Below are 12,858 nucleotides of genomic sequence, written 5' to 3' on the forward strand. Positions count from 1 at the left end.
GAACGCCATGAACAGCGTCGAGGGTCCTAGTGGTTTCGAACAGATCGGCAGCGAAAAGCCTGCCAAACACAAGGGATCCGTCGTACTTCGCCGCGGTCGAAACACCGAGACGTCCACGTCGGACCAACGATTGCTCGACGAACGCGGATCCGGCAATTGGATCCACTCGGACACCTGGCGCGTGCTGCGCATTCAGAGCGAATTCGTCGAAGGTTTCGGTGCTCTGGCCGAGGTGCCGCGAGCGGTGACGGTGTTCGGTTCGGCGCGCACACCCGTCGACCATCCCGAATACGAGCGGGCGCGTGAACTCGGAGCTGCTCTGGCGCGTGAAGGCTTCGCCGTGATCACCGGCGGCGGTCCCGGTGTGATGGAGGGCGCGAACCGCGGCGCGAGCGAGGCCGACGGGTACTCCATCGGACTGGGCATCGAGCTGCCGTTCGAGCAGGGCCTCAACGACTGGGTCGATCTCGGTGTCAATTTTCGATACTTCTTCGTACGCAAGACCATGTTCGTCAAGTACTCCCAAGCGTTCGTGTGCCTGCCCGGAGGCTTCGGTACTCTCGACGAACTCTTCGAGGCGCTCACACTCGTGCAGACCGCGAAGGTCACACGATTCCCGATCGTGTTGCTGGGCAAGGACTTCTGGTCGGGATTGCTCGACTGGATCAAGACCACTCTCGTGAAAGAAGGCAAGGTGTCCGAGAAGGACCTCGACCTCATCCATTGCACCGACAGCGTCGACGAGGCCGTCCGCATCGTCCGGGAGGCCCAGCAGTGAGCGTGCAGCCGGTCGGCGTGTCGGGGATCAGCGTGTGTGTCTACTGCGCATCGGGACCGGTCGACGCGTCGTTCATCGATCTGGCGCATGAGGTCGGTACCGAGATCGGTCGGCGTGGTTGGCAGCTGGTGTCGGGCGGCGGCAACGTCTCGATGATGGGCGCGGTGGCCGCGGCGACACGCGCAGCCGGAGGCAACACCGTCGGTGTCATCCCGAAAGCGCTCGTGCACCGCGAGGTCGCCGACGTCGATGCCGACGAGTTGATCGTCACCGACACGATGCGTGAGCGGAAGAAGATCATGGAGGACCGAGCCGACGCGTTCATCACGTTGCCCGGCGGCATCGGAACGCTCGAAGAACTCTTCGAGACGTGGACGGCCGGCTATCTGGGCATGCACAGCAAGCCGATGGTGATGCTCGATCCGTTCGGGCACTTCGACGGCCTGATGCAGTGGATCGACGGTCTGAGCTCCACCGGGTTCGTGCAGCAACGAGCGCTCGACGCGCTCGTGCGCACCACTTCTGTCGACGAGGCCCTGGACGTGTGCGGCGCGTTGTGAAAGTTCACCAACCGAGCCCGCCTGACGAAGTGCTGGAAGTTGTTACTCTCTAGTAGGGTTAGTTATCTCACATCGTCTCAAAGGGGAGCTCATGGCTGTCGATGCCCGTCAGAAAATCGGAGTGACCGACCTCGCGGTCGCGTTGCCGAAAATGGTGACGGAGGTGCCGAGCCTGCTCAAGGGGCTGGCGGGCTTCACCCGCAAGCCCGACCACAAGGTCTCCATCGGACTGATTTTCCAGGACGCGGCAGCCAAGAACAGCACTCGACCGTTCGTCCGTTTCGAGGGTGAGTCGATCTCCTACAAGGACGCGAACGCGCTGGTCAATCAGTACGCCGCAGTGTTCACCGACCGGGGTGTCGTACGCGGCGACGTCGTCGGTGTGCTGAGCAAGAACCGCCCCGAGGCGCTGTTCGCGGCGCTGGCTGCCGTGAAGCTCGGTGCCACCGCAGGCATGCTCAACTACAACCAGCGCGGCGACGTGCTCGAGCACAGCCTCGGAATCCTCGAAGCGAAGGTGCTGGTCCTCGACGAGAACGCGCAGGAAGCGCTGGATTCTCTGGACAACGAGCCCAAGGTCGGGTCGGTGTTGCCGCTGAAGGAGCTCGGCGAGCTGGCCGCGAAGGCGTCGACGGCCAACCCGTCGGTCACCGCGGAGATCCAGGCCAAGGAGAAGGCGTTCTACATCTTCACCTCGGGAACGACGGGCATGCCCAAGGCCAGCCTGATGAGCCACTTCCGTTGGCTCAAGTCGATGTCGGGCCTGGGCAACATGGGCGTGCGACTGCGCGGCGACGACGTCATCTACTGCTGCCTTCCGCTCTATCACAACAACGCGCTGACGGTGACGCTGTCCTCGGTGCTCGCCGGCGGCGCGACGATGGCCATCGGTAAGCAGTTCTCGGTGAGCAACTTCTGGGAAGACATTCGCGTCAACAAGGCCACGGCGTTCACCTACATCGGCGAGCTCTGCCGGTACCTCCTCACGCAGCCGAAGAAGGATTCCGACCGGGACAACTCGGTCAAGCTGATCGTCGGCAACGGACTGCGACCGGAGATCTGGGAGGAGTTCACCGAGCGATTCGGTATCTCCCGCGTCGCGGAGTTCTATGGTGCCAGCGAATGCAACATCGCCTTCATCAACGCACTGAACATGAAGAAGACCGCCGGAATCTGCCCGTTGCCGTATGCCGTGGTGCAGTACGACGAAGAGTCGGGCAAGGCCAAGCGCGGCCACGACGGCAAGCTCCGCAAGGTCGGTAACGGTGAAGTGGGCCTGCTGCTGTCCAAGATCACCGACCGGGCTCCGTTCGACGGGTATTCCGACGACAAGGCCACCGAGAAGAAGATGGTGCGCGACGGGTTCAAGGACGGTGACGCGTGGTTCGACACCGGCGACCTCGTTCGCAAGCAGGGCTGGATGCACGTCGCATTCGTCGACCGGCTGGGAGACACTTTCCGCTGGAAGGGCGAGAACGTCGCCACGACCCAGGTCGAGGGTGCACTCGGTAGCCACCCGGCAGTGGACGGGGCCGTCGTCTACGGCGTCGATATCGAGGGTGCCGACGGCAAGGCCGGTATGGCTGCGGTGACACTGCGCGACGGTGAGTCCTTCGACGGTAAGTCGTTCGCCGAGCACCTCTACGACAAGCTGCCGACCTACGCGGTGCCGCTGTTCGTACGCATCGTCGACAGCCTCGAGCAAACCTCGACGTTCAAGAGCCAGAAGGTCGCTCTACGCAAGCTGGGGTTCCAGGAAGACGGTGACAGCGAACTCCACGTGCTGCGCGGCAAGTCCGGTGGCTACGAGAAGTTCTACGACGGCTACGTCGACGAGGTTGCCGCCGGCAAGGCCCCTAAGGGGTAACCAGCAAGCTCGAGGCGATGGTGGCCTCGAGCCATCGTGCGTAGCGGTCGGTCGTCCAGCCCGACCGCTCGCACAACATTCGGTGCATTTCGGGGCTGGTCAGGGCCCAGATGGTGGTTCCTGCCGTTTCGAGGTCAACGGCCAGATCTCCACGTGCCCCGATCCACTCGGCGATCTGCATCATCGCCGATCTGCGTTGTCGGTCCTGGATATCGCGTCGTAGTGCTGCGATGTCCTCGTCGACGGCAGCCGCGCTGAGCAAGATGTCGTCGACCGCTCTGATTCGCGCGACCTGTTCGGCGATTCCTGACGCGAACATGCGGAGCTGCGTGCGTTGATCGAGTTCGTCGCGCACGGCCGATGCTGATGAGCGCTGCATGATCGGCGTCGGGTCGGTGTCTCCGCCGATGTCCAGATCCACCATTTCTCTGAGCAGCGTGCGCTTGTTCTTGAAGACGTGGAAGACGGTGTCCGCCGAGACACCTGCCGCGGCGGCGATCGACGGGACCGAGGTTGTGCCGTATCCGTGGGCGAGGAAGAGTCCGCGCGCGGCCTCGATGATGCGGAGTCGGGTGCCTTCGGCCTGCTGTTGCCGCACGGCGGAGTTGTAGGTCCTCTTGACGTTTTCGGTCATCGGGTCGAGTATATGCATATTGATCCGAGTGCCACTTGAACGAATCGGGGCGTCATGGATATCCAACAGGCGAAAGATCGAGTGGGACGGGTCTTCGAGGACGGATTCGGGCGGGGTGATCTCTCGACGGTGGATGCAGCACTCGCGCCGAGCGCTGTCGACCGGCACGCTTTCGGACAGGACGAACCGGATATGGCGGCACACCTCAAAGGCGCGATCGCGATGTTCCGTTCTGCGATGCCCGACCTGCGCGTGACGATCGGTGATCTCTTCGGGGAAGGAGACCGAATCGCCGCGCGGGTCGAGATGGAGGGAACCCACACGGGCTCGCCTCTGTTCGGCGTGCCATCCTCGGGGCTGCCCGTTGCGCTCGAACAGTTCCACGTCATCGAGCTCGACGCCGACGGACGTGGTGCCCGGCACTGGGCGAATGTGGGTGCCGACACCATCGCGCTCGGGCACCTCCGCCGAAATGCCACTATGGATGAATGAGCACTCTGTGCGGTAAGCCGGTCGCCGACGATCGAGCTCTGGTCATGGCGATCGTCAATCGCACCCCCGACTCGTTCTACGACGGGGGCGCGAATTTCTCCGACGATGCAGCGATGGCGTCCGTGCACAGGGCTGTCGCCGAGGGTGCCGACATGGTCGATATCGGCGGCGTCAAAGCAGGCCCCGGTGACCTCGTCGACGCGGCGGAGGAGATCCGCCGCGTCGTGCCGTTCGTCGAAGCGATCCGGGATGCGTATCCGGATCTGCTGATCAGTGTCGACACCTGGCGTAGCGAGGTTGCTCGCCTGGCCTGCGGTGTGGGAGCCGATCTGATCAACGACACCTGGGCCGGAGCCGATCCCGAGTTGGTGCGCGTCGCCGCTGCCGAAGGAGTCGGGATCGTCTGCTCGCACACCGGCGGTGCCGTTCCGCGGACCCGCCCGCACCGGGTTCGGTACACCGACGTCGTGGCCGATGTGGTCGCGGAAGTCACCGCAGCTGCCGATAACGCGGTCGCGGAGGGGGTGAAGAAAGATTCGATTCTGATCGATCCGACCCACGATTTCGGGAAAAACACCTATCACGGGCTCGAGTTGTTGCGTCGCGTGGACGTTCTTGTAAACACCGGGTGGCCTGTGCTCATGGCGCTGAGCAACAAGGACTTCGTAGGCGAGACTCTAGGGGTAGAGCTCGCCGACCGGTTGGAGGGAACATTGGCAGCGACAGCATTGGCCGCAGCAGGCGGAGCCCGGATGTTCCGGGTGCACGAGGTTGCGTCGACCAGAAGAGTCGTCGACATGGTGGCAGCGATCCAGGGACGACGAACCCCGGCGCGGACGGTCAGGGGGCTGGCATGACACTGGCCGATCGAACGGACGTGACCCGAATGTGGTCCGAGACCAACAGCTGGGACACCCCCGAATGGACCATCGCCGAGCTCGAGGCCGCCAAGGCGGGCCGCACGGTGTCCGTGGTGCTTCCGGCGCTGAACGAGGAACAGACGGTGGCTGCCGTCATCGACACCATCCACCCGTTGCTCGGTGGCCTCGTCGACGAACTGATCGTGCTCGACTCGGGCTCGACCGACGAGACGGCGGTGCGCGCGAGAGCGGCCGGCGCCCGTGTCATCAGTCGCGAGGAGGCAGTACCGGGGCTCGATCCGGTACCGGGCAAGGGCGAGGTGCTGTGGCGATCGGTCGCGGCGTCGACGGGTGACCTCATCGCCTTCGTCGATTCCGATCTGATCAATCCCGATCCGGCCTTCGTCCCGAAATTGCTCGGCCCTCTGCTGATGGGCGACGGCATTCATCTCGTCAAGGGTTACTACCGACGTCCACTTCGCGTCAGTGGCACCGAGGACGCCAACGGCGGTGGACGCGTCACCGAGTTGGTGGCTCGACCCTTGCTCGCGGCGCTGCGCCCGGAGCTGACCGGCGTGATTCAGCCGCTGGGCGGGGAGTACGCGGGCACTCGCGAGTTGTTGTCGGCGGTGCCGTTCGCGCCCGGTTACGGGGTGGAGATCGGCCTGCTTCTCGACACATACGACCGGCTCGGTCTGCAGGCCATCGGACAGGTGAACCTGGGAGTGCGAAAGCATCGCAATCGGCCGCTGGTCGAACTCGGGGCAATGAGTCGGCAGATCGTCGGAACGATGCTCAACCGGTGCGGCATGGTCGATTCCGGTGCCGGACTGATGCAGTTCCGCGTGGCCGGGGATTCGTTCGAGCCGTTCTCGACCGAAGTCTCGTTGGCCGATCGACCGGCGATGAACTCGCTGATCTGACCGACCACCAGGTGCGTCCAGCCGACGTGTCGGACAGCCGTGACAAGATCGTGGCATGTTGACGCTGTTGATCTACATCATCGTCATTGCAGTCGTCGCTGCGGCGTTGTTCTTCATCGCCGCAGCGGTGTTCGGTCGCGGTGAAGAGCTGGGGCCGTTGCCCGAGAGAACCACCGCAACAGTGCTGCCGGCCGAAGGAGTCACCGGTGCCGATGTGCGCGCGTTGAAGTTCCAGCAGACGTTGCGGGGTTACAAGCCCAGCGAAGTCGACTGGGCTCTCGAGCGCCTGGGCGGCGAGATAGACATGCTGCGGTCACGGCTGTCCGCGGCGCAGGAGTCAGGTTCTCGATCCCCGCTGTCGGGGCAGCCCGGCAGTGCGGGCTTCACGGATAGTTCTGGCCTCACCGACAGTGCCGGCCTCACGGATAGTTCGGGCGTCACAGGCACGGTCGAGTCGGACGAACGGTGAGCGCAGTCGCGGGGCCGGACGGCAAGCTGCGCTGCCCGTGGGGTGCCACCGACGACGAGCTGTATCGCACCTATCACGACACGGAGTGGGGGCAGCCGCTGCACGGCCGCAATGAGCTCTACGAGCGCCTGTGTCTGGAAGCGTTCCAATCGGGCCTGGCGTGGATCACGATCCTGCGCAAGCGGGAAAGCTTCCGCACTGCTTTCGCCGGGTTCGATCCCGACGCAGTGGCCCGCTTCGACGACGCCGATGTGGAGCGGTTGATGAACGACGCGTCGATCGTGCGGAACCGACTCAAGATCGAGGCTGCGGTGAGCAACGCTCGCGCGATCGTCGACCTCGACGACACCGATCTCGACACTCTGCTGTGGTCCTTCGCGCCGGAGCCCAGGTCACAGCGGCTCACGGAGTTCACCGACGTGCCCGCGTCGACACCCGAATCGACGGCATTGGCCAAAGAGCTCAAACGCCGCGGGCTACGGTTCGTCGGTCCGACTACCGCTTACGCTTTGATGCAGGCCACCGGAATGGTCGACGATCACCTGTCAGGGTGTTGGGTGCAGGTCACGAATACCGACTCAGGTTCCCCCCATCGACGGCGATAGGGAAGAATGGCACAGGACACTCCGTCGCCCCGCGACGAATTTATCTTTTAGGCCGAGGCGCCGAGCAGGTGGGCGCAGATCTGGAGGGAGCAGAGGATGGCGGCGATGAAGCCCCGGACCGGGGACGGTCCCCTCGAAGCAACCAAAGAGGGACGAGGAATCGTCATGCGTGTCCCGCTCGAGGGGGGCGGCCGTTTGGTCGTCGAATTGACCCCCGACGAGGCCGCGGCACTCGGTGACGAACTGAAGGGCGTCACCGGCTGATCGCCACGTCGATCGATCATCGCTCAGCCCCGCTCGCCGCACCGGCCAGCGGGGCTTTGTGTTGTCATCAGCAGTGTTGTCATCAGCAGTGTTGTGATCAGCAGGGTTGTGATCGGCAGGTCGTTTCCGGGGGAGTGGCGGAGAATCTGTCTCGATGTGAAAGAGGTGCGCGATGCTGACCGACGTCGTCGAATTGCTGGTCTGCCCACAGTGCCGCGTCCGTGAGGTCGAGTCGGGCCTGGGTCTCGGTGAGACCGATCGAAGTCTGTGGTGCGATCGTGGTCATTCGTTCGACGTGGCTCGGCAGGGGTACGTCAGCCTGTTGACAGGCGACGGCGGCAAATTCACCGGTGATTCGGCCGAGATGGTCACAGCCCGTGAGAAGTTCCTCGGTGGCGGTCATTTCGAGCCCATCGCGGCGGCGGTGTCGGCGGCTGTCCCGCCCGACTCGGACGTGGTCCTCGATGTCGGGGTCGGCACCGGGTATTACCTCGCAGGTGTCTTGGACGCGCGTCCGGCCGCGCTGGGGGTCGGGGTGGACGTGTCCAAGTTCGCGGCACGCCGAGCCGCGCGGTCGCATTCGCGGCTCGGGTGCGTCGTCGCGGACATCTGGAGTGGGCTACCGGTTCGGGCAGGTGCTGTGTCTGCGGTGACGTGTGTGTTCTCGCCGCGCAATGCCGGTGAACTGCATCGGGTTCTCGGCGACGACGGCACGTTGGTGGTCGTTACGCCGACGTCGCGGCATCAGCGTGAGCTGCGCGGGCCTTTGGGGCTGATCGGCGTCGACGAGGACAAGACCCGTCGGCTCGGCGAGTCGTTGTCGGGTCTGTTCGAGTCGGTGGCCGAGGCCCCGCTCGAGTACTCGATGATGCTCTCGCACAACGACATCGAGGAACTCATCGGGATGGGTCCGTCGGCTCGGCACGGCGACCCCGACGCGCGGTCCGCGGCGTTGAAGAATTTGCCCGACACCGTCCCGGTCACCGCGTCGGTGACGGTGTCGACCTACCGAAAGGTGTCTCAGCCCCGACGTGCCAGCGCGTCGTTGTAGACGGCGAGGGTCTGTTTCGCGATCGAGGCCCACGAGAATTCGGCAACGGCCCGCTCGCGGCCGGCCTTGCCCATCGCGGTCGCCAGTGCGGGGTCCAGGGCAACCTCGTTGACGGTGTCGGCGAGGGTTCGCTCGAAGACGTCGGGCTCGTACGAGTTGTAGTGCACCAGCCGTCCGGTGCGGCCGTCGTCGACGACCTCGGGGATGCCGCCGACGTCCGACGCCACGACCGCGGTTTCGCAGGCCATCGCCTCGAGGTTGACGATGCCGAGTGGCTCGTACACCGATGGGCAGACGAATACTGCTGCGGCGGAGAGGATCTGGCGAATCTTGTCGGTGGGGAGCATGTCCTTGACCCAGAAGACCCCGCTGCGTTGCTCGGCCAGCAACGCCACTGCGCGTTCGGTTTCTGCGGCGATCTCCGGAGTGTCGGGCGCGCCCGCGCACAGGACGAGCTGAATCGACGGATCGAAATGGTGTGCCGCGGCGATGAGGTGACCCACGCCCTTCTGTCGAGTGATGCGGCCGACGAACGCGACGATCGGCTTGCTGGGATCCACCCCGATCTCGTCGAGAGTCGACGTGCCGTGATCTGCGTACCACCGCTCGGTGTCGATCCCGTTGCGCACCACGTGGACTCGACTCGGGTCGAGGCGCGGATAAGCGTCGAGCACGTCCTTGGCCATGCCCTCGCTGACGGCGATGACGGCGTCGGCGTATTCCACCGCGTTCTTTTCCGACCATGACGAGATGCGGTAACCGCCGCCCAGCTGCTCGGCCTTCCACGGTCGCCGCGGCTCGAGCGAGTGCGCGGTGAGAATGTGCGGAACTCCGTACAGCTCGGCCGCGAGGTGGCCGGCGAGCCCGGTGTACCAGGTGTGCGAATGCACCACGTCCGCTCCCGCTGCCGCGTTGGCCATCCGCAGTTCCGCCGACAACGTCGTCAGTGCTGCGTTGGCTCCGGCGAGTGCAGGATCGGGATCGTGCACCTGTGCGGTGTCGCGCGGAGCTCCCATGCAGTGGATGTCCACCTCGCACAGCGACTTCAGCTGCGCAGTCAACTCCGTGACATGAACTCCTGCGCCACCGTAGATCTCCGGCGGGTATTCCTTGGTCATCATCGCTACTCGCACGTGAACGAACCTACATTCCCCGGCAGTTGTGCGTGTACTGGTAGCAAGGTTCTCTCGGTGCGGATAGGTTGGGTGGGTGAGGACACAACCGCACGTACTAGGGATTGTGCTTGCCGGCGGAGAGGGTAAGCGCCTTTACCCGATGACCGCGGACCGAGCCAAGCCAGCCGTTCCCTTCGGGGGCGCCTACCGACTCATCGACTTCGTGTTGAGCAATCTCGTGAATGCCGGTTACCTCCGGCTCTGCGTGCTGACTCAGTACAAGTCCCATTCCCTGGACCGCCACATCTCGCAGACGTGGCGACTGTCCGGTTTCGCCGGGGAGTACATCACTCCGGTCCCGGCACAGCAGCGTCTCGGCCCCCGGTGGTACACCGGTAGCGCCGACGCCATCTTCCAGTCGCTGAACCTGGTGTACGACGAGGACCCCGAGTACATCGTGGTCTTCGGTGCCGACCACGTGTACCGAATGGATCCGGAGCAGATGGTGCAGCAGCACATCGACTCCGGCGCGGGCGTCACCGTCGCGGGTATCCGGGTTCCACGTAGCGAGGCATTCGCGTTCGGCTGCATCGACTCGGACGAGAACGGCAAGATCACCCAGTTCCTGGAGAAGCCGGCGCAGCCGCCCGGGACCCCCGACGACCCGGACGTCACGTATGCGTCGATGGGCAACTACGTGTTCACCACCAAGGTGCTCGTCGATGCCATCAAGGCGGACTCCGAGAACTCCGACTCCGACCACGACATGGGCGGCGACATCATCCCGGCGCTCGTCGAAGCAGGCGTGGCCTCGGTCTACGACTTCAACGACAACGTCGTTCCCGGTGCCACCGAACGCGATCGCGGCTACTGGCGAGACGTCGGCACCATCGACGCCTTCTACGACGCCCACATGGACCTCGTGTCGGTGCATCCCATCTTCAATCTCTACAACCGCCGCTGGCCCATCCGCGGATCGGCCGAGAATCTGCCGCCCGCCAAGTTCGTCCAGGGCGGCCTCGCTCAGGAATCCGTCGTCGGTGCCGGCTGCATTCTCAGCGCCGCCACCGTCCGTAACTCGGTACTGAGCTCGAACGTCATGATCGACAGCGGCGCGACCGTCGAAGGCAGCGTCCTGATGCCCGGAGTCCGGATCGGCAAGGGTGCCGTCGTTCGGCACGCGATCCTGGACAAGAACGTGGTCGTCGGTGACGGCGAAATCGTCGGAGTCGATCTCGAACGCGACCGGGAACGCTTCAACGTCAGTGCCGGGGGAGTCGTCTCCGTCGGCAAGGGCGTCTGGATCTAGAGCAGAGCCTGCGGCATGTGAGTGGAAATTCGTAGCGTGCTACGAATTTCCACTCACATGGTCACGCCCGCGACGCGCAGATCAACCCGTCGCCCAGAGGGAGCAGCACCGTCGTCAGGCGCTCGTCCTCGGCGATGGCACGCGCGGCCGATCGAACGGCCACCGCAGTCGCGTCGCGCTGAGTCGGGTCGGCAACCCGGCCACCCAGCAATGCGTTGTGCAGTACCAGAACTCCGCCGGGGCGTAGCAACCGCACACTCTCGGCGACGAAGTGCGGATGGTCCGCGGGACTGGCGTCGATGAAGACCAGATCGTAGGTGTCGTCGGCCAATCGGGGGAGCACGTCCAACGCCCAGCCGTTGATCAGCCGAGTGCGGGACGGCGCGATTCCCCCTGCCCGGAATGCTTCTCGCGCTGCCCGCTGGTGTTCGGGCTCGGTGTCGATGGTGGTCAGCACACCGTCCGCTCGCATCCCGTCGAGCAACCACAGGCCGCTGATTCCCGCGCCCGTTCCGATTTCGACGACCGTCTTCGCGCCGAGCATCTGAGTGAAGATGCTCAGGATGGCACCGACGGACGGCGGCACCGGAGCGGCACCGAGGTCGACGGCTCGCTCTCTGGCTGCGATCAGAACCTCGTCCTCCTGAGCGGAGTCTTCGGCATAAGCGAGCATCTTCTCGGCGTTGGTCGGCACGTCCCGAGGTTATCGTGCCCGGGGCTCGATCTCACGCACACATTCTCAGGTGGGCCTCAGGTGATTCATACCGGACCCACACGCGGGTCGGTCAGGCTATGGAGGAATCGCAGGTCCGTCTCGATTGCGAAGTGTGAGCTGGAACATCCGAGGGTAGTCGTCGGTTGAATCAGAAGGACGTACGCAGTCCTGAGCAGGAGGATCCAACTATTTACAAGATCAACGGCGATCGCGACATCGCTCGTCTACCCGAGTCCGTGCCCACCCCCGACGACCTCAGCGGCACCGCAGTGTTCGATGCGACCGGCGAGAACTCCACCATGCCGTCCTGGGACGAGCTCGTTCGCGAACACGGCGACCGCGTCTACCGACTCGCGTACCGCCTCTCCGGCAATGCCCAGGACGCCGAGGACCTGACTCAGGACACCTTCATCCGCGTGTTCCGCTCCCTGTCGAACTACCAGCCGGGAACGTTCGAGGGCTGGCTGCACCGCATCACGACCAACCTGTTCCTCGACATGGTTCGTCGCCGCAGCCGTATCCGCATGGAAGCACTGCCCGAGGACTACGACCGCGTTCCGTCGGACCGGCCCAACCCCGAGCAGATCTACCACGACGCTCGCCTCGACCCGGATCTGCAGTCTGCGCTCGATTCGCTGGCACCCGAGTTTCGCGCCGCAATCGTGTTGTGCGACATCGAAGGACTGTCGTACGAAGAGATCGGTGCGACACTGGGCGTCAAGCTCGGAACGGTTCGTAGTCGCATTCACCGTGGCCGTCACGCGCTACGGGAGTACCTTCGAGTGCACGGGAAGGTCGACTCGGGTCACGCAAGTGTCCACTAGCTACGAGGAGGGTTGGATGACGCAGGCACGCAAGCCTCGGCAATTCAGCTCCACCGAACATCTGGCCAGTGAAGCCGTCGCAGCCTACGTCGATGGTGAACTACGAATGCCCGCCCACCTCCGCGCCGCTCACCACCTCTCCGAATGCCCGGAATGCTCGGCCGAGGTCGAGGCGCAGCAGCAGGCGCGTCGAGCGCTCCGCGGAGCAGGCGAGATGTCGATGCCACATTCGCTCCTCGGATTGCTGAGCCAGATTCCGTCCTGTGCAGGCGAAGACGGGCCCGCTCGATCCAAGCGTTCGTTCATGGCGTCCGTCGAGGCCGTGCGCCGTCGTCGACGCTGACCGCCGCGTTTTCTGGCCGACGAGTCCTCACCTGCATCGAGCTGCCCCG

16 protein-coding genes are annotated in these 12,858 nt (G+C 64.5%); 13 read left to right on the forward strand and 3 right to left on the reverse strand.

All coding sequences use genetic code 11. The features are described from left to right. Positions 1 to 7 precede the first annotated feature (7 nt). The 3 genes from CH281_RS03030 to CH281_RS03040 all read left to right on the forward strand — a co-directional run bounded on the left by CH281_RS03030 (position 8) and on the right by CH281_RS03040 (position 3,205). On the forward strand, positions 8 to 778 hold the full coding sequence (locus tag CH281_RS03030) for a TIGR00730 family Rossman fold protein (RefSeq protein WP_051365252.1): 771 nt from the start codon (positions 8 to 10) through the stop codon (positions 776 to 778). Continuing rightward, complete coding sequence (locus CH281_RS03035) at positions 775 to 1,338, forward strand: TIGR00730 family Rossman fold protein (RefSeq protein WP_230591713.1); 564 nt, start codon at positions 775 to 777, stop codon at positions 1,336 to 1,338. The genes CH281_RS03030 and CH281_RS03035 overlap by 4 nt, the downstream gene beginning before the upstream one ends. A 91-nt stretch (positions 1,339 to 1,429) precedes the next feature. After that, the gene (locus CH281_RS03040; protein ID WP_057472847.1) at positions 1,430 to 3,205 is read left to right on the forward strand and encodes a long-chain-acyl-CoA synthetase; all 1,776 of its coding nucleotides are present in this window, start codon (positions 1,430 to 1,432) and stop codon (positions 3,203 to 3,205) included. On the opposite strand, the gene CH281_RS03045 is transcribed toward CH281_RS03040, so the two are convergent. After that, positions 3,195 to 3,839 carry a TetR/AcrR family transcriptional regulator gene (locus CH281_RS03045; RefSeq protein WP_179274089.1) on the reverse strand — a complete coding sequence of 215 codons (645 nt, stop codon included), beginning with the start codon at positions 3,837 to 3,839 and terminating at the stop codon, positions 3,195 to 3,197. The genes CH281_RS03040 and CH281_RS03045 overlap by 11 nt on opposite strands. Before the next feature lie 54 nt (positions 3,840 to 3,893). On the opposite strand from CH281_RS03045, the gene CH281_RS03050 reads away from it, so the two are divergent. The 7 genes from CH281_RS03050 (at position 3,894) to CH281_RS03080 (ending at position 8,503) form a co-directional block, all read left to right on the forward strand. Beyond that, entirely contained in the window at positions 3,894 to 4,331 is a 438-nt protein-coding gene (locus CH281_RS03050) for an ester cyclase (protein WP_032375485.1), read from the forward strand. Next, on the forward strand, positions 4,328 to 5,188 hold the full coding sequence (gene folP, locus CH281_RS03055) for a dihydropteroate synthase (RefSeq protein ID WP_027498058.1): 861 nt from the start codon (positions 4,328 to 4,330) through the stop codon (positions 5,186 to 5,188). Before CH281_RS03050 ends, folP begins: the two co-directional genes overlap by 4 nt. Then, positions 5,185 to 6,114 (forward strand): glucosyl-3-phosphoglycerate synthase, encoded by a 930-nt coding sequence (locus CH281_RS03060; protein WP_027498057.1) that lies wholly within the window; start codon positions 5,185 to 5,187, stop codon positions 6,112 to 6,114. Before folP ends, CH281_RS03060 begins: the two co-directional genes overlap by 4 nt. A 55-nt stretch (positions 6,115 to 6,169) precedes the next feature. Next, positions 6,170 to 6,583 carry a DivIVA domain-containing protein gene (locus tag CH281_RS03065; RefSeq protein WP_094692831.1) on the forward strand — a complete coding sequence of 138 codons (414 nt, stop codon included), beginning with the start codon at positions 6,170 to 6,172 and terminating at the stop codon, positions 6,581 to 6,583. Further along, the gene (locus CH281_RS03070; RefSeq protein ID WP_094692833.1) at positions 6,580 to 7,188 is read left to right on the forward strand and encodes a DNA-3-methyladenine glycosylase I; all 609 of its coding nucleotides are present in this window, start codon (positions 6,580 to 6,582) and stop codon (positions 7,186 to 7,188) included. The genes CH281_RS03065 and CH281_RS03070 overlap by 4 nt, the downstream gene beginning before the upstream one ends. Before the next feature lie 96 nt (positions 7,189 to 7,284). Further along, positions 7,285 to 7,452: a DUF3117 domain-containing protein gene (locus CH281_RS03075; protein WP_008714277.1), complete on the forward strand. Its 168-nt coding sequence runs from the start codon at positions 7,285 to 7,287 to the stop codon at positions 7,450 to 7,452. A gap of 172 nt (positions 7,453 to 7,624) precedes the next feature. Then, positions 7,625 to 8,503, forward strand: a complete 879-nt coding sequence (locus CH281_RS03080) for a putative RNA methyltransferase (RefSeq protein WP_094692835.1) — start codon at positions 7,625 to 7,627, stop codon at positions 8,501 to 8,503. Here the strand turns inward: CH281_RS03080 and glgA are convergent. Beyond that, positions 8,473 to 9,636 carry a glycogen synthase gene (gene glgA / locus CH281_RS03085; RefSeq protein ID WP_027498054.1) on the reverse strand — a complete coding sequence of 388 codons (1,164 nt, stop codon included), beginning with the start codon at positions 9,634 to 9,636 and terminating at the stop codon, positions 8,473 to 8,475. The two genes, CH281_RS03080 and glgA, sit on opposite strands and share 31 nt — an antisense overlap. 76 nt (positions 9,637 to 9,712) lie before the next feature. Here glgA and glgC point away from each other — a divergent pair, with 76 nt between their 5' ends. Next, complete coding sequence (gene glgC / locus CH281_RS03090) at positions 9,713 to 10,927, forward strand: glucose-1-phosphate adenylyltransferase (RefSeq protein ID WP_027498053.1); 1,215 nt, start codon at positions 9,713 to 9,715, stop codon at positions 10,925 to 10,927. A 61-nt stretch (positions 10,928 to 10,988) separates the two neighbouring features. On the opposite strand, the gene CH281_RS03095 is transcribed toward glgC, so the two are convergent. Then, positions 10,989 to 11,600, reverse strand: a complete 612-nt coding sequence (locus CH281_RS03095) for an O-methyltransferase (RefSeq protein ID WP_032365496.1) — start codon at positions 11,598 to 11,600, stop codon at positions 10,989 to 10,991. 239 nt (positions 11,601 to 11,839) lie between these two features. Here CH281_RS03095 and sigE point away from each other — a divergent pair, with 239 nt between their 5' ends. Both sigE and CH281_RS03105 read left to right on the forward strand, forming a co-directional pair. Next, positions 11,840 to 12,466, forward strand: a complete 627-nt coding sequence (gene sigE / locus CH281_RS03100) for an RNA polymerase sigma factor SigE (protein WP_045840779.1) — start codon at positions 11,840 to 11,842, stop codon at positions 12,464 to 12,466. Between the two features lie 16 nt (positions 12,467 to 12,482). Then, a complete protein-coding gene (locus CH281_RS03105; protein ID WP_032365497.1) occupies positions 12,483 to 12,809 on the forward strand; it encodes a hypothetical protein in 327 nt (108 codons plus the stop codon). Positions 12,810 to 12,858: the final 49 nt, after the last annotated feature.

Origin of the sequence: Rhodococcus sp. 06-221-2 (genome assembly GCF_002258365.1) — a bacterium.
Classification (GTDB): domain Bacteria; phylum Actinomycetota; class Actinomycetes; order Mycobacteriales; family Mycobacteriaceae; genus Rhodococcoides; species Rhodococcoides fascians.